This is a genomic window from Mesoplasma seiffertii ATCC 49495, from assembly GCF_000518725.1.
In the GTDB taxonomy this organism is placed as follows: Bacteria; Bacillota_I; Bacilli_A; order Mycoplasmatales; family Mycoplasmataceae; genus Tullyiplasma; species Tullyiplasma seiffertii.
In genome coordinates, this window is the sequence record NZ_KI912485.1 from 75,787 (window position 1) to 92,949 (window position 17,163).

Genomic DNA, 17,163 nt, shown 5'->3' on the forward strand with positions numbered 1-17,163 from the left:
AATGAAATTAGAAAATTATTTGGACTATTTAGTTGAGTTTATTCAACAAACAGTTAAGGCAGCAAATGCTAAGGGTGTAATTGTGGGGATTTCTGGAGGAATTGATTCAGCAGTTGTTGCGAATCTAGCTAAAAAAGCTTTTCCAGATGACTACTTAACAGTATGAATGCCAATTAATTCAAGTCAAGAAGATTTTGATTGTGCTCAAGAGTTAATTAAAACAAATCAATTAAAATCTGTGTCTGTTGATTTGAAAGCAACTTTTGAAGAGTTTAAAACAACAATTAATAATGTTGATGAAGCGTCAGCTTTAGCACTTGCTAATGCAAAAGCTCGTTTGCGAATGACAACTTTGTATACCTTGGCACAAACTCATGGTTATTTAGTTTTAGGAACTGATAATTTAAATGAATGACATATTGGATACTTTACTAAATTTGGTGATGGGGGAGTGGATGTCGTACCGATTGTTCACTTATTAAAAAGTGAAGTTAGAGCAGCTGCGAAAATTTTGAATGTTCCAGCTTCAATTATTAATCGTGCTCCAACTGCTGGTTTATGAGAAGGCCAAACTGATGAAAAAGAAATTGGATTTTCTTATGATGAAATTGATCAGTACTTATTAGGAAAAAACAATAATTCCGAATTAAAAACACGAATTGATCACTTACATAAAATTAGTGAACACAAACGTAATATGGCAGTTGCACCATTAGAATTTAAAAGAGAACAAAAATAACAGCCAAATGGTTGTTATTTTTGTTTAAATGATAAAATATATTATATAAAAATGAATGTAGGTGGTTAAAATGATTTTAGGTGTGCTAAATAATCCTAATGCAGGAGTAAATATTTTTGGAATCCCAATTTCGTTTGCCCTAATATTTTATACATTTGTTATTTTGGCAGGATTTTCGTTGGTAATTTATTTACTAAATTTATTTTTGCGAAAAAATGAATTTAAGAAAGCTACTAAAATAAATGACGAAGAATTTATTAAAATGACTACATTAGAAGCATCTAAAGCAAATATTGACACTGAAATTGCTTCAATTATTAAAGACCGCAAAGAATTAACTAAGATAGAGCAAAAAGGAGAATAAGTATGGATAACTCATTACAAGAATTTGATATAACTAGTAATCAACAACCAAATCCCTCACTTGCTCGCTCAAATAGTCTTAGAGGTCGTTACAAACAAAATGAGCATGTCAGAGAATTGACACCTAACTTTACCAAAAAAGAATTAGATGCTGTCGAAATCCCTAATGAAATTGCTAAAGAAATTCGTTTAGAAAAGTATCGTATTTTTGGGATTAATATAATGGGATTAGTATGTTCTCTTGTTGCAGCTTTTTTTATTACCTTATCAATGACTCAAAAAGATGGCACAAACTTTTTAAACATTGCTGATGAATATATTCCATCACCAGTGGGAATGTTCTTTTTATTAGGTTTTGGAGTCTTTTGTTTAATGATTGCTTTTGTTGACTACCGTCACATTATTTTAGATGTTAAGCGTTATAAAACTGACATTCTTATGGGGAAAGAAAAAATCCCTCACTTCTTAATTAGAAATTATAAGTCATTGGTAACAAGACCATATTATGTAAATTGAATTGCTTTTTCAGTATATTTTTTTGGAGGAATTATTATTGGAATAATGTATGCAATTAAAGCAGCTACAAAAAATAATCAGAAACCTTTAGAAATGAATACTGAAATTATTATTATGATTTGTTTATTAGTAATAACTTTAATCATTCAAGCCTTGTCTTTAGTATTTACCCGTTTAAGAAAAGGAAATATTGATGTTTATTATGGATATGATATCGTACCTTTTGAAGAAACTAAAGAATTGCGAAAACGTGCTAATCGTACATGCTTAATTATTTTCTTTGGATTTCTAGCAGTAATCTTGTGCTTTGTAATAATTCCGATGATGATTATTCGAAAACGATCAGGGAAAAAAATCGTGCCATTTATTTAAGAAAAGCAGCTTTATTAAGCTGCTTTTTTAATTAGCACTCTACCCTTGACTTTGCTAATTATTAAAGTTAAAATATTTAAGAATCATAAAAGATTCAAATTAATGGAGGTATTATTATGGAATTTCAAGAAAAAGGAAAAGAAGTAGACGCATTAAAAAAATATACTCGAGATTTAACTAAAGATGCTCGAGATGGAAAGATTGATCCAATTATTGGAAGAGATGAAGAAATTTTACGAGTTATTCGTATTTTATCTCGAAAAACTAAAAACAATCCTGTTCTAATTGGAGAACCTGGAGTTGGTAAAACAGCCGTAATTGAAGGACTAGCTCAACGTATTGTTAAAGGTGATGTTCCAGGCATTTTAAAAGATAAAAAAATTCTAGAACTTGACATGGGAAGCCTAATGGCTGGAGCTATGTACTTAGGAGATTATGAATCACGTGTTAAAGGCATCGTTAATGAAATTAAGCAGTCAAATGGAGAAATAATTTTGTTTATCGATGAACTACATTTAATTGTCGGAGCTGGTAAAACTGGTGGTGGCAGTGGAATGGATGTTTCAAACTTGTTAAAACCTGCTCTAGCAAGAGGAGAGTTAAAAGCGATTGGAGCAACAACTTTAAATGAATACCGTGAGTATATTGAAAAAGATGCTGCCTTAGAAAGACGTTTTCAAAAAGTTTTGGTCCAAGAACCAACACCAGAAGAAACAATATCAATTTTGAGAGGATTAAAAGATCGTTTTGAAACTTATCATGGAGTGAGAATTCATGATAATGCGATCGTAGCGGCTGCACAACTTTCTTCAAGATATATTCCTGATCGTTTTTTACCAGATAAAGCGATTGATTTAGTAGATGAAGCGTCAGCAACAATTAAAACTGAATTGGCTTCAGTTCCAACTGAATTAGATCAAATTAATCGAAAAGTCATGCAACTAGAAATTGAAAGCGCCGCTTTATCAAAAGAAAAAGACGATAAATCAAAAGAGCGTTTAAATGAAGCCCAGACAGAATTGCAAAGTTTAAAAGAACGCCAAGTTATATTAACTGAAGAATGAGAAAAAGAAAAAGCTGAGTTAAATAAAATCAACTCATACAAATCAACAATTGAAAGCTTACGTAATGATCTTGAAAAAGCTCAAACTGAGGGAAATTATCAACGTGCTGGAGAAATTCAATACTCATTGCTACCTGCAGTTGAAAAGCAATTAGCAGATGCAGAAAAAGCTTCAAATAATAAAATGTTAAGTGAGGAAGTTACTGAACAAGATATTGCTAAAATTGTTGCTCGTTGAACGGGAATTCCAGTTGATAAATTAGTTGAAAGTGAAAAACATCGACTTTTAAAAATGAACAGTATTTTAAGAGAATCAGTAAAAGGTCAAGATGAAGCTTTAGAAGTAGTTTCTGAAGCAATCTTAAGAAGTCGAAGTGGAATTAAAGATCCCGAAAAACCAATTGGGTCATTTCTATTTTTAGGTCCGACAGGAGTGGGAAAAACTGAGGTTGCTCGTTCTTTAGCAGACTTAATGTTTAACTCTCCAAAAAGAATGATTAGATTTGATATGAGTGAATATATGGAAAAACAATCAGTATCTAAATTAATTGGAGCTCCTCCAGGTTATGTTGGATATCAAGAAGGAGGCCGTCTAACTGAAGCTGTTCGTCGAAACCCTTACTCAATCATTTTGTTTGATGAAGTCGAAAAAGCACACCCAGATGTCTTCAATGTTTTACTTCAAGTTTTAGATGAAGGACGTATTACGGATTCTTTAGGTAAAACAGTTGATTTCAAAAACAGTATTATCATCATGACATCAAATTTAGGTAGTGAATATATGTTAAATGCTACAAAACCAGAAGATATTAATGTTGAGTTAATTAATAAACAATTACAACAACATTTCCGTCCAGAATTTTTAAACAGAATTGACAATATTGTAATGTTTAACCCATTATCAAAAGAAGTTGTTAATGAAATTATTGAAAAACTTTTAAATGAACTTACTGTCCGTTTAGAAAAAGACAAAAGTTATTTAATAACATTTTCTCAAGCTGCTAAAAATAAAATTTTGAATGAAGGATTTGATCGTCAATATGGAGCAAGACCTATTAAACGTTTTATTGAGAAAAATGTTGAAACCTTGTTGGCAAAAAACATTATTCAGGGAACACTTGAAGAAAATAAAAAGTATGTCATTGATGTAAACCAAACAAATGAATTCGTACTTGAAAATTCACTTAAATTAAATTAAAATTAGCAATATAGATTTAAGACTGCTAAAATTATTTAGAAATGGGTGATCAAATGCTAACAGAAAGACAATCCTTAATTTTAAAAGTAATTGTCAAAGAATATATTGATAAAAATCAACCAGTTGGTTCAAAGCGAATTTTGGAACTTTTAGGAATTAATATTTCATCAGCAACAATTCGAAATGATTCTGCGGTTTTAGAAGAAAAAGGTTATTTGGAAAAACAACATACTTCTTCAGGAAGAATACCATCAACTAATGGTTATCGTTATTATGTTGATTACTTAATGGAACGAACTGAAAATGAAGATTTAAAAGAATACTTAAAAACAATTTTTCACTCTCGTGGAGTCGGAATTGATAATGTTTTGGATGAAGCTTCAAAGATCATTAGTGAATTGACTAAGATGACAGCAATTGTTTCAAAGAAAGAAAATCTTAATGACGTAGTTTTGAAGAAAATTGATTTAGTACCGCTATCAAATACGATGGCATCAGTTATTTTTGTTTTATCAAATGGAACTATTCAAAAAAAAGTTTTTAATTTAGAAAATGTATCGTTAAATGATTTAGCAATTTCAATTAAGTTATTTTCGGATAACTTAATTGAAACTAATATTCAAGACATTGAAGCTTTAGCTGAAACGATTAAACCAATACTTGAAGAAAGCGTTAAAAATTATGAATATGTTTTACAATCATTTTTAAAAACTATTTTACAAGGCAAAGATGAGAAAAAAGAAATTTTTGGGATGAAGTATATGTTAGAAAATCCAGAATTTAATGATACACAAAAGTTAAAAAATATTATTAATTTAATGGATAAGATATCGCCATTTGACTGATATGAAGTGACTTATGAAGCAAATCAACAAAAGAATAAAATTAGTACCAAAATTGGATCAGAAATTTCTGAAGATAATGATGATGTAGCAATTTTGGGAACAGAATTTATTAGTCAAGACGGGACAACAACTTCACTAACTCTTGTTGGACCAAAGCGTGTTGATTATTCACAGGCCAATCAGTTAATTCAGGTGCTGATTGATATTATTAATGGAAATGGAGATACATAGTATGGCTGAAAAAAATAAAAAGAACAAAGATATTGAGGCAAATTTAACTGAAGAAAATTTAGTTGATAAAAATTTGGAAGATGATTTACCTAAAGCAGAAGAACCAACGCTAGAAGAATTATTAACAACAAAAGACCTTTTGATTGAAGAACTTAAACAACAATTAAGTGAACAAAAATTGCTAAGAGCAGCAGATATTGATAACTTAAATAAGTTTAATAATAAAAGGTTGATTGAAATTCGAAAATATGGGGCGAGTGATTTAGCTTTAGATATAATTAAACCAATTGATTTATTAAAGAAAGTTCTTGAAAGTTTACAAGGAAACGAAGCATTCAAGAATTACTTAACAGGATTTGAAATGGTTGTTCGTCAAATGGAACAAGCATTGGAAAATAATGGAATAACATTAATTGAAGTTAAATCAGGAGATCAATTTGATGATCAAATTCATAATGCTAATGAAGCAGTTGAAGGAACTGAATTTCCCGAAAATACAATTATTGAAGTCATCAGCAACGGATATAAAATTCATGACCGTGTTTTAGTCCATGCACTTGTCAAAGTAGCAAAATAAAAAGGAAACCTAATCATGGCAAAAAATATTGAAAATGTATATGAAATACAAGATTTAAGTAAGATCGAAATTAGCGAAATTAACAATTTATTAGATAGTGATAAAACACTCTTACTTGCATTACGTAAAGGTGTTCATGTTGAACAATCTTTAAAAGAAGGTTACTCACAATATTTGAAAGCAAATGTTGAATTAAAAGAAGCAAAACCTAATTGCGGAACTTGTGGTTGTGGTGAACCTGCAGATATCTTAGTTTATGCTTGAAGATAAACTAGTAAAAATTAAAGAATAAAAGTAAAAAGAAAAAGGAGATAAAAAATATGGCAAAAGAAAAAATTATAGGTATTGATTTAGGAACAACTAACTCTGTTGTTTCAATTATGGAAGGTGGTCAACCAATCATCTTAGAAAACCCTGAAGGTCAAAGAACAACTCCATCAGTTGTAGCATTTAAAAATGAAGACATTATTGTTGGTGGAGCTGCTAAAAGACAAGCAGTGACAAATCCAAACGTGGTGATTTCTGTAAAGTCAAAAATGGGAACAACAGAAAAACTTGATGTTAATAATAAAAAATATACTCCAGAACAAATTTCAGCAGAAATTTTACGATACATGAAAAAATACGCTGAAGACAAGTTAGGAGAAAAAATTACTAAAGCTGTAATTACTGTACCTGCTTACTTTAACGATGCTCAACGTAAAGCAACTAAAGACGCTGGTAAAATTGCTGGTTTAGAAGTTGAAAGAATTATTAATGAACCTACTGCAGCAGCATTAGCTTACGGATTAGATAAACAAGATAAAGAACAAAAAGTTTTAGTTTATGATTTAGGAGGAGGAACATTTGACGTTTCTATCTTAGAGTTGGCTGATGGAACTTATGAAGTTTTATCTACAAGTGGAGATAACAAACTTGGAGGAGATGATTTTGATCAAAAAGTTATTGATTGACTAGTTGAAAAAATTAAAGCTGAATCAGGTGTTGATCTAAAAAATGATAAAATGGCATTGCAAAGATTAAAAGATGAAGCTGAAAAAGCAAAAATTAACTTATCTTCACAATTGGAAGTAGAAATTAACTTACCATTTATTGCAATGAATGCTGAAGGACCAGTTTCATTTTCAACAACATTGACAAGAAGTGAATTTGATAAATTAACTAAATCTTTAGTAGATAGAACTTCTAAACCTGTTCAAGACGCTTTAACAGCTGCTAAGTTATCAGCATCTGATATTGATGAGATTTTGTTAGTTGGAGGATCTACAAGAATTCCCGCTGTGCAAGCCTTAGTTAAATCATTACTAAACAAAGAACCAAACCGTACAATTAATCCCGATGAAGTAGTTGCTATGGGAGCAGCAATTCAAGGAGGAGTATTAGCTGGTGATGTAACAGATGTTTTATTATTAGACGTTACTCCATTGTCATTAGGAATTGAAACAATGGGAGGAGTATTTACTAAATTAATTGAAAGAAATACTACAATCCCAACAGAAAAATCTCAAATATTTTCAACAGCAGTTGATAATCAACCAGCTGTAGATATCAATATCTTACAAGGTGAAAGACCAATGGCAGCAGATAATAAATCATTAGGTCAATTCCAATTAACAGGAATTAAACCTGCACCTAAAGGTACTCCACAAATTGAAGTAACTTTTAAAATTGACGTTAATGGAATTGTTAGTGTAACTGCTAAAGATAAACAAACTAATGAAGAAAAATCAATTACAATTTCTAATTCAGGATCACTAAGCGATGAAGAAATCGAAAAAATGATTAAAGAAGCTCAAGACAATGCTGAAGCAGATGAATTGAAACGTAAACAAATTGAGTTAAAAAACAAAGCTGAAAGCTACATTAATATTATGGAATCAAGTATGGCTGAAGCTGGTGATAAAGTAACACCAGAACAAAAAGCTGAATCTGAAAAAATGATTTCAGAAATTAAAGAGTTATTAGAAAAACAAGACTATACTCAATTAGAACAAAAAATGCAAGAGTTGGAACAAGCAATGGCAGCAGCTGCAGAATTTGCAAATCAACAACCAACACCTGAGGCTTCAGACAATTCCGATAATTCAGAAAATAATTAAAAGTTAAAAACTAACATTAGTTAGTTTTTAATTTATAGAAAGGTAATTTATGGCAGATAAAAGAGATTACTATGAAGTCTTAGGAGTTAGTAAAACTGCTACAGAACAAGAAATAAAGAAGGCCTATCGAACATTAGCCAAGCAATATCATCCAGACGTTAATAAAGCTGAAGATGCCGAAGAAAAATTTAAAGAAATTAATGAAGCGGCTTCAGTGCTATTAGATGCTGATAAACGCGAAAAATATGATCGTTTTGGTCATGCTGGTGTTGATGGACAAGCTGGAAGTGGATTTTCTGGATTTGAAGACTTCTTTGGAGGAGGTTCTTCATTTTTCGGAGATATGTTTGGAGATATGTTTGGTGGTAACCAACAACAACGTCGAGGACCTGCACGTGGAGAAGACATTGTTATTGAGCTAACCTTGAACTTTAAAGAGTTAATGTTTGGGGTGAACCGTGAAGTTGCTTTAAACTTATTAACTAAGTGTCAATTGTGTAATGGAATTGGTGCACCAAATGCTTCAGATATTCATACATGTCAGCGTTGTGGTGGAAATGGAACAATTCTAACTCACCAACAAATGGGACCATTTCAATTTCAATCACAGGCAACATGTCCTGAATGTCGAGGAATGGGAAAACGTATTGACAATAAATGCCGTGATTGTAATGGTCGTGGTAAAACAAAACGTAAACGTTCAATTGATATTCCAGTGCCTCGCGGAATGCGCCCAGGTCAACAAATGATTTTACAAGGATATGGGCATGCTTGTGAAACTGAAGGACCAAATGGAAACATCTATGTAAACATTAAAGTTGCCCCTTCAAAAACTTTTTCAATACTAGGTAGTTCAGATGTATTGATGAAATATAATATTAGTTATTTAGATGCAATTTTGGGAAATCAAATTACAATTGATACTTATGAAGGACAAATTAAAGTTAAAGTTCCTAAAGGAATCAATTCGGGAGAAAAAATTAAAGTTCCAAATCGTGGACTTTACAAAGATACTAAGCATGAAAAACGTGGAGATCTTGTAATTCAAGTTAATATTGCTGTGCCAAGTTCAGTTTCTAAAAAAGAAAAAGATTTGTTTGAAAAAATTGAACACTTAACTGATTTTAAAGCTAAAAATATTTTGGATTAAAAATTTAAATGTTAAACTTTAAAAAATTAATGTAAAATAAATTTATAAATTTAATAAGAAAACTTATATAATCCTGCATAATGGGCAGGAGTCTCTACCTTGCACCGATGTAAGATTATGAGTTATAAAGCTAACCAGCTGTGTTTTCATGTAGACCACGGTGGTTAGTTTTTCTTTTCTTGTTTTTTTATTATTTTTATACATTGAAAGGGCACTATGAATTTAGAAAATAAAAAAACACTAAATCAATCAAAAAATGCTGAAGATATTTATCCAGATTTTGGAACTGAAACTTCAGAACAAACAGCAGCTCGTAATGCTAAAAACTTTAAGTTTAGCAACAATCGTGGAATTGCTGCGATTGAAAAGTATTTTAAATTTGATACTTTGGGAGCAACCATGAAAAAAGAGCTTTGAGGAGGACTGGCAACTTTCTTGTCTCTAGTTTATATCTTGTCACTAAATCCAACAATTTTAAGTGGTTCTGAGTCAGTTGTTAATCCTGAAGAAACCATGAGTTACTTTGGAATCTTCTTGGCAACAGCAATTGCATCAGGAATAGCATCAATTGTAATGGGACTATTTGCTAACGTTCCAATTGCAGTTTCAACAAGTATGGGAATGAATGCAATGTTTACTTTTAATATTGCTAATCAAGGAGTTGGTAATCAAGGAATTGGTTATGAAGGAGCACTAATTGTTGTTCTAATCTCATCAATCATCTTTACAATTATTTCAATTACCCCACTACGTTCAGTTATTATTAAAGCAATGCCAAAAGGACTAATGATAGCCTTTGCTATTGGAATTGGTTTCTTTATTACTTATGTTGGCTTGGCTAATATGGGATGATATCAAAGTAATGGATCAATTCCAATAGCGGCTTTAGCATCATTTAAAACAAACTTTATTCCAATATTATTAGGAATGGGATGTTTAGGGATTATTCTTACATTACATTTCAAAAAAGTTCCTGGAGCGGTGGCTATTGGAATTTTAGTGATGGCGATTATTGCAGTTATTCTTGCCAACACTTTACCAAATAGTCATGCACTTGTTAGCGGCGAAGGAGCTTTAGCTAATTCAAATTTCCGTTTAGAAGGAAATGGATGAAGTTACAATTTCAAAGGTTTTAGCACAAACTTAGAAAATACATGATCGCAGTTTGCCAATGCTAAAATTTGAACTAATCCAATTACTTATGTATCAATTTTTGTATTTGTAATTATGAACTTCTTTGATGCTACAGGAACAATTGCGGCAATGAGTAATCAGTTAAACAGATATACTAATCAACATCATGAGATTCCTCATAAAGCATTAGTAATCGATTCAGGAGCAACTGTTGTGGGAGCATTATTAGGTACTTCACCAGTTAATTCCTATGTAGAATCAGGAGCAGGAATTCAACAAGGAGCTCGAACTGGATTAGCCGCAATCTTAAATGGAATTTTATTCTTTGTAGCGATTGCATTATTTCCAATTTTCAAAGCAATTCCAGTTTGTGTTAGTGGGGCTGCTTGTGTTTATATTGGAATGATGATGATTTCTGAACTGAAAGATGTTGAATGAAAAAAACCAGAGTTCGCACTTTCAACTTTCTTAGTAATTATCTTCATGATTACAACATATTCAATTGCTGAAGGTATTGCTATTGGAATTATTTCATATGTCTTTGTTATGGCAGTTACTAAACGCGCTAGAGAAGTTGGTTTGGTAATGTGAACATTAGCAGTATTGTTCATCATTTACTGAATTGCATTAGCATTTATGCAGGTTTAGTCTTGCTATAAAGAGTTATTAAATGATAAAATTAAATTGCTTTATAAAAGCAATTTTTTATTTTAAATAAAACAAGAAGGAACAAATATGAAAAAGAAAGTTATTGTCGGAATTAGTGGTGGAGTTGATTCATCTGTTGCAGCATTACTTTTATTACAACAAGGGTATGAAGTTGAAGGTTTATTCATGAGAAACTGAGATTCAGCTGCCAACAATGATGTAATGGGTAATACTGAATCACAAGATGAAATTTGTACTCAAGAACAAGATTATTTTGATGCTAAAGCAGTTGCTAAAAAATTGGGCATTAAACTACATCGAATCGATTTTATTAAAGAGTATTGAGATCATGTTTTTGAATACTTTATTAAGGAATATCAAAAAGGGCGTACTCCAAATCCAGATATCTTATGTAATAAGTATATTAAGTTTGATAAATTTTTAGATTATGCGGTGAATACTTTAGAAGCTGATTTTATTGCTATGGGTCACTATGCAGGAGTTCGTTTTAATTCCCAAACAGGGCAGTTTGAAATGATTAGAGCAGTTGATCAAAATAAAGATCAAACATACTTTTTGTGTCAATTAAATCAGTATCAATTATCAAAAACATTGTTTCCTTTGCAAGGTTTAGAAAAAGCTGAAATTCGTCGTCTAGCGGCTGAAAATCAGTTAATCACTGCTGATAAAAAAGACTCAACAGGAATTTGTTTCATTGGAGAACGTGAGTTTACAAAATTTTTGCAAAATTATATTTCAAATCAACCAGGAGAAATTATTGATATTAAAACTAACAAAGTTTTAGGACAACATATTGGAGCAATGTATTATACAATTGGCCAACGAAAAGGGCTTAATCTTGGGGGAATGACTGAACCGTATTATGTAGCTAGTAAAGATGTTGATAAAAAAATTATCTATGTTGCTCCTGCAAGCGATGAAAGTTATCTGCTTTCTGAAGAATGTATTGTTAATGAAATTAATTGAACACTTGATCTTACTAAATATTTTAGTGACACCAAAGAATTTGAATGTACAGCTAAATTTAGATACCGTCAACCAGATGTTCCAGTAAAAATGTACAAAGTTGAAAAAGATATTTATCGAGTAGTTTACCCTCAAAAAGTTAAAGCGGTTACTGAAGGTCAAGAAGCCGTTTTCTATTTAGGTGAACTTTGTCTAGGTGGGGGAATAATTGATAGGGTTAAGAGATAGTAAAAAAGAGTTTTTTACTTTATAATTAATAAGAATAAAAGCATTTTAAAAGAGGAGAATTTTATGAATGGAACAACCATTACCTTAATAGTTTTATTAATCGTTGTTATTGCTTTTGTAATCTTTACAACAGTTACTGGTAAAAAGGCAAGTAAAAAAGAAAAGGCAAAACGTTATCAAGAAGTTAGAAATAAAATTAAAGAATATATTGCTACTCATGATAATCGTAAGAATCTAAGAATTGAATTTGAAAAAGTTTTTGCTCGTAAAGGGGCAGAATATAAATATCGTGATGTTTTTGATGTTATTGTTGAACTAGTCGAACCAAAAACACAAAAAATAATTGAAACAAGAGCTTATGAAATTGAAGGAATTACAACTAAAGTTGATAAAAAAAATTATCGTACTGAATGAGTTGTAAACACGTTATTGGAACTTGAAGATGCTAAGCGTCGTATTGCAATCTCAGAAAAAGACATTAAATTAACTAAAGAAGAAAAACATGCTCTAAAAAAAGAAGAAAAACGTCGTGAAAGAGAATTTGCTGAAAAAGAAAAAGCTGAGTTAAAAGCAGCTAAACAAGCATCTAAAACTGTTGACAAAAATGAGCGTCTTCGTGAGATTGAAAAAATTAATAAGCAAATGACTGAAAAGTTTGTACCAACAAGAAGAAAAGATTAATTCATAAGATAGCCTTGCTATCTTTTTTATTTGAGTATCTTTAAAAAACATTAGATATAATAAAAAGAAGGTAGAACTTCGGGATGGTGAAATAAATGGAACAATTATTTAAAACAAGTATTTCAAAAGAAACTTTTAAAACAGCACTAGCAGAGTGTATTAAAAAAGCGTGAATTTATAAAGAAAAGGAAAATTTTCTTCAAGCATTATCTTGAAAGCAAGATCGTGTTTTTCAATATGCAATAAAAGATGAAATTGAGTCTGAAGATAATTTTAATGAAGACGCATCTCAAATTGATATTTATGAAACATATGCCAATTTAGATGATATGAATGAAGATGAGCGTGTAGAATTTTTAAAACGATGAGATGAGTTATGAGAAGATCCTAATGGATTTGAGATTTCTAAATTTGCAGGAGAAACAATTGAAGATGGAAATGCGGTTGGAGAAGCTGCTAGAGAATACTTTGATTTAATTAATGCTGATATGAACATTAAAACAAATCAAGATATGGAAACAATTTCATTTGAAAATATTACTAATTTTAAACAAGCAGTGGAGTTGACTAACAAGGCATTAGAAAAGACCAATAAATATCGTTATATTTATGAAGCAGCTTTTGAATTTGACAATATGAATTTGAAAACTCGTTGTGATATTTTAAAAGTCAAACCAGATATGCATGTAGAGATTATCGAAGTTAAGGCAACTTCAGCAGTTAAAGTAGAACATTTTTATGACTTAGTTTATCAAGTATATGTTTTAGAAAAAAATGGCTTTATTGTTGATGATATTTATATTTGCCATTTAAAAGATAATTACTTACGAGGACGTTTTAATAATGTCATTCATGATTCTTTAAGTGTTGAAGCAAAAAGCTTTTTTGAAAGTTTTCAAACTGTTAAATATGAAGAAGTTCTTGATTTTTTAAAAACTGATATTGTAATTCCTAAAACTGCTAATAAAGCCGATTTGAATTACTTTGACTTTTTTGAAATTGATAATTTATCACATGGTAAAAGTAAAAAACGTGCTAGTTTATTTGAAGAATTGGCAAACTTTAGAGCCTTTTATGATTTAGATCATTTATTTGAAAATCTAACAAATATTTTGGTACTGAATGGTGAAGAAATTAAAGGTTATTTAACAAGTGAACTTTGTGAAAGTAAAATTATTCGTAATCGTAAAAATGAGTGAACTTTTGCAACTAGTGATGATAACAATTTGCCGTATTGTAATCATGTAATGCCATGATTTGATTTAAGTAGAGAAACCTTTATGTGTTTAACTGGACTTAAAGTTTCTCAAAAAGCTAATATTATTTTGAACTCAAAATCACCATATTTTGATGATTATACAACTTTATTTGATTCATCAATTCCTCAAAAAGCAGGAGGGAAGTCATTCTTTAAAGAAAAGCATCATCGAATTTTTGAAAGCTATAAAAGTCGTGAGGAAATTTTAACAGATATTACTAAAATCATTGATCCTACTTTAGTTGATAAATTAGATGAGGAATTGGCAAAATATGCTAATCAAGTAATTTATATGTATGATTTTGAAACAGTTAAGTGAGCAATTCCAAATTTTGATAACTCTGCAGGATATCAACAAATTCCCTTTCAATATTCAATCGATGTAATCACTAATCAAGAATTTGATTATAATCATCCTGAAACAATGAAACATTTTGATTTTATTGGTAATGATCGTAATGATCCGCGTCCGTATTTTATTGAAAAGTTTGTTCAGGATATGTTTAGTAATGGTCCAGGAATTTATGTTGCGTATAATGACTCTTTTGAAAAAACTGTTCTTAAGTATTTGGCATTTATTTATCCAGAATATGCAATTCCATTAATCTACATTATTCAAAATACCATCGACTTAATGGATTTCTTTAAAGGAAATGATAAAAGAGAACATCCATGATTTTTAATTTATCATCCAGATTTTCATGGAAGTTATTCAATTAAAAAAACTCAGCCGGCGTTAGATCCAAAGTTTTCTTACAAAGATTTGAAAATTAATCAGGGAGCAAAGGCTGCGCAAACATTCCGTGAGTATGTTGATGGGAGAATTCCTGATTTAGCCTGAGAAGAAAAAATCAAACCAGATATGTTAAAGTATTGTAACCGTGATACATTAGCAATGGTTGTTATATATCAACGAGTTCTTGAAATTTATCAACAATGAAAGGAAAAACATAATGATTAAAAATTTACGTGTAGTTTTTTGTGGAACTCCCCAAATTGGGGCGGATATTTTGGCAGCATTGATAGAAATGCCTAATGTAGAAGTTGTGAAGGTTATTTCTCAACCAGATAAATTTGTGGGAAGAAAAAAAGTTTTAACACCAACTGTCGTTAAGCAGTTAGCATTGCAACATGATATTCCGGTTATTCAACCAATTAAAATTGGTGAAGCCTATGAAGAAATTAAGTCAACAAATCCCGATTTCATTGTAACTTGTGCGTATGGTCAATTTATTCCTACTAAAATTTTAGAAATTCCTAAAATTGATGCAATTAATATTCATGGGAGTTTATTACCAAAATATCGTGGTGGAGCTCCAATTCAATATGCCATCAAAAATGGTGAAACTGAAACTGGTATTTCAATTATGAAAATGGTTAAAAAAATGGATGCAGGAGATTATTATGTTCAAGAAGCAATTGCAATTGAACCAGATGACACTTCAGGAACAATGTTTCAAAAACTAGGAGTATTAGGTGCTAGAATGATCAAAAAGTATTTGTTTAAAATTGCTAACCAAGAAATTCAGCCAATTGCTCAAAATGAAGCGGAAGTAACTTTTTCAAAAAATATTTCTACAAGCGAAGAAATGATTGATTGAAATCAAACTGCAAATCAAATCAATAACCATATTAGGGCTTTAGCACCAACACCAATTGCGCATACTTATTTGAAGTCTGAAAGATATAAAATTAAATCAGCCCGTCTATTGAGAGACGATGAATTTTTTGCAACAACTCTTAATATTAAAAAGCCTGGAGAAATTGTGGCAATGGATAAAGAAGGAATTATCATTCATACTAATGAAGGATTTTTAAAGATTTTGGAAATTCAAAGACCAGGAAAATCAATGATTAATGCGGGACTATATTTTACTAATCGTTTAACGGATTTAAGAATAGGAGATGTTTTTGGTGAAACCATGATTTAAAAATACCAGATATATTGTTTTAACAGGAATCTATATTGCATTGTTAATGTGCATTTCGTTTATTACTATTTTTTTTAAAACTAGTGATGGAGTTTTTCAATTAACATCAGGCTTTTATTTAGCGCTATGTGTTTTAATGCCTGGACCCTCATTATTAGTAGTGGGTATTGTATATGGAACTATGCTTGATGCAATTGCTGGAGGGTTTATTTTTATACCACTAACAATTTTAATTAACATTTTAATGTTTCTTATTATGAAATGCTTAAGTAAATATATTACTGTTTATGGAGCAATTGTATTAGCAGCAGCTTTAGTATTTATATACATTCCTTATACTGGATTAGTATATGGTTTTGACCATTCAGTGATTATTAAAGCGTTAGTTACAGATTCAATTCAATTTGTAGTTACAATATTGGTTGGAATTATAATTTATAAGGGTTTAAGTGCTCCAAATATCAAAAAGCATTTATTTGAATTTAATAACCAACCGCAATAGGACTTTTAGTCTTATTTTTTTTAGAAAAATGTTATAATAATTTAGACTAAAAAAATAAAAGGAGATATTAATAATGCAAGTAAACGACTTACGTCCTGGAACCACATTCTTATACGAAGGCAATATCTTTGTAGTTATTGATCAATCGTTTTCAAAAACTGGAAGACAACAAGGAAAAGTAACAGTTAAAGTTAAAAACTTACGTACTGGTGCTCGTGTTGAAATCACTTTTACAGGTGGTGACAAAGTTGGTAAAGCAATGATTGAAAGAAAAGATATGCAATATTTATACAATGATGGTAATGACGCATACTTAATGGATACTGAAACTTATGAACAAGTACAAATTCCAATGGCAAAATTAGAATGAGAATCAAAATTCTTAACTGATGGATTAATGATCAAAATGACCGAATACGAAGGAGAAATTTTGGGAATTGCTTTACCAGATAAAGTTGAATTAACTGTAACTTCTGCTGAAGCAGCAGTTAAAGGTGATACAACAAGTGGTGCTCAAAAAAAAGCAGTCGTGGAAACAGGTTTAGAAATTCAAGTTCCATTGTTTGTTAATGAAGGAACAAAAGTACTTATTAGTACTATCGATGGTAAGTATTCAGGTAGAGCATAAGCTAATTAATTTT

Annotated in this window: 16 protein-coding genes and 1 riboswitch; all 16 genes read left to right on the forward strand. The window is 30.5% G+C overall.

All coding sequences use genetic code 4. The features are described 5' to 3' along the window. Position 1: 1 nt before the first annotated feature. The 16 genes from nadE to efp all read left to right on the forward strand — a co-directional run bounded on the left by nadE (position 2) and on the right by efp (position 17,150). The gene (gene nadE / locus L872_RS0101790) at positions 2 to 739 is read left to right on the forward strand and encodes an NAD(+) synthase (protein ID WP_211227356.1); all 738 of its coding nucleotides are present in this window, start codon (positions 2 to 4) and stop codon (positions 737 to 739) included. Positions 740 to 809: 70 nt separating this feature from the next. Next, entirely contained in the window at positions 810 to 1,103 is a 294-nt protein-coding gene (locus L872_RS0101795) for a TIGR04561 family membrane protein (protein WP_027063169.1), read from the forward strand. Positions 1,104 to 1,105: 2 nt separating this feature from the next. Continuing rightward, positions 1,106 to 1,990: an MSC_0882 family membrane protein gene (locus L872_RS04580; RefSeq protein WP_051418422.1), complete on the forward strand. Its 885-nt coding sequence runs from the start codon at positions 1,106 to 1,108 to the stop codon at positions 1,988 to 1,990. A 116-nt stretch (positions 1,991 to 2,106) separates the two neighbouring features. Then, complete coding sequence (locus L872_RS04585; protein ID WP_051418423.1) at positions 2,107 to 4,251, forward strand: ATP-dependent Clp protease ATP-binding subunit; 2,145 nt, start codon at positions 2,107 to 2,109, stop codon at positions 4,249 to 4,251. A 41-nt stretch (positions 4,252 to 4,292) separates the two neighbouring features. Further along, positions 4,293 to 5,327: a heat-inducible transcriptional repressor HrcA gene (gene hrcA, locus L872_RS0101805; protein ID WP_245576612.1), complete on the forward strand. Its 1,035-nt coding sequence runs from the start codon at positions 4,293 to 4,295 to the stop codon at positions 5,325 to 5,327. A 1-nt stretch (position 5,328) separates the two neighbouring features. Next, on the forward strand, positions 5,329 to 5,904 hold the full coding sequence (locus tag L872_RS0101810; RefSeq protein WP_051418424.1) for a nucleotide exchange factor GrpE: 576 nt from the start codon (positions 5,329 to 5,331) through the stop codon (positions 5,902 to 5,904). Positions 5,905 to 5,919: 15 nt separating this feature from the next. Then, a complete protein-coding gene (locus tag L872_RS0101815) occupies positions 5,920 to 6,174 on the forward strand; it encodes a hypothetical protein (RefSeq protein WP_027063172.1) in 255 nt (84 codons plus the stop codon). Between the two features lie 50 nt (positions 6,175 to 6,224). Next, the gene (dnaK, locus tag L872_RS0101820) at positions 6,225 to 8,003 is read left to right on the forward strand and encodes a molecular chaperone DnaK (protein WP_027063173.1); all 1,779 of its coding nucleotides are present in this window, start codon (positions 6,225 to 6,227) and stop codon (positions 8,001 to 8,003) included. Between the two features lie 49 nt (positions 8,004 to 8,052). After that, a complete protein-coding gene (dnaJ, locus tag L872_RS0101825; protein ID WP_027063174.1) occupies positions 8,053 to 9,153 on the forward strand; it encodes a molecular chaperone DnaJ in 1,101 nt (366 codons plus the stop codon). A 43-nt stretch (positions 9,154 to 9,196) separates the two neighbouring features. Beyond that, positions 9,197 to 9,291: riboswitch (purine riboswitch) on the forward strand. Between the two features lie 78 nt (positions 9,292 to 9,369). Beyond that, positions 9,370 to 10,935 carry an NCS2 family permease gene (locus L872_RS0101830; protein ID WP_051418425.1) on the forward strand — a complete coding sequence of 522 codons (1,566 nt, stop codon included), beginning with the start codon at positions 9,370 to 9,372 and terminating at the stop codon, positions 10,933 to 10,935. An 87-nt stretch (positions 10,936 to 11,022) separates the two neighbouring features. After that, positions 11,023 to 12,150 (forward strand): tRNA 2-thiouridine(34) synthase MnmA, encoded by a 1,128-nt coding sequence (gene mnmA, locus L872_RS0101835; RefSeq protein ID WP_027063176.1) that lies wholly within the window; start codon positions 11,023 to 11,025, stop codon positions 12,148 to 12,150. A gap of 63 nt (positions 12,151 to 12,213) precedes the next feature. Then, positions 12,214 to 12,831, forward strand: coding sequence for a hypothetical protein (locus L872_RS0101840; RefSeq protein ID WP_027063177.1), 618 nt, complete (start codon positions 12,214 to 12,216; stop codon positions 12,829 to 12,831). 95 nt (positions 12,832 to 12,926) lie between these two features. Beyond that, positions 12,927 to 15,050 (forward strand): DUF2779 domain-containing protein, encoded by a 2,124-nt coding sequence (locus tag L872_RS0101845; protein ID WP_027063178.1) that lies wholly within the window; start codon positions 12,927 to 12,929, stop codon positions 15,048 to 15,050. Further along, positions 15,043 to 16,020 (forward strand): methionyl-tRNA formyltransferase, encoded by a 978-nt coding sequence (fmt, locus tag L872_RS0101850; protein WP_027063179.1) that lies wholly within the window; start codon positions 15,043 to 15,045, stop codon positions 16,018 to 16,020. The genes L872_RS0101845 and fmt overlap by 8 nt, the downstream gene beginning before the upstream one ends. Beyond that, positions 16,004 to 16,522 (forward strand): ECF transporter S component family protein, encoded by a 519-nt coding sequence (locus tag L872_RS0101855; protein WP_027063180.1) that lies wholly within the window; start codon positions 16,004 to 16,006, stop codon positions 16,520 to 16,522. The genes fmt and L872_RS0101855 overlap by 17 nt, the downstream gene beginning before the upstream one ends. A 73-nt stretch (positions 16,523 to 16,595) precedes the next feature. Continuing rightward, on the forward strand, positions 16,596 to 17,150 hold the full coding sequence (efp, locus tag L872_RS0101860) for an elongation factor P (RefSeq protein ID WP_027063181.1): 555 nt from the start codon (positions 16,596 to 16,598) through the stop codon (positions 17,148 to 17,150). The last annotated feature ends 13 nt before the right edge of the window (positions 17,151 to 17,163 follow it).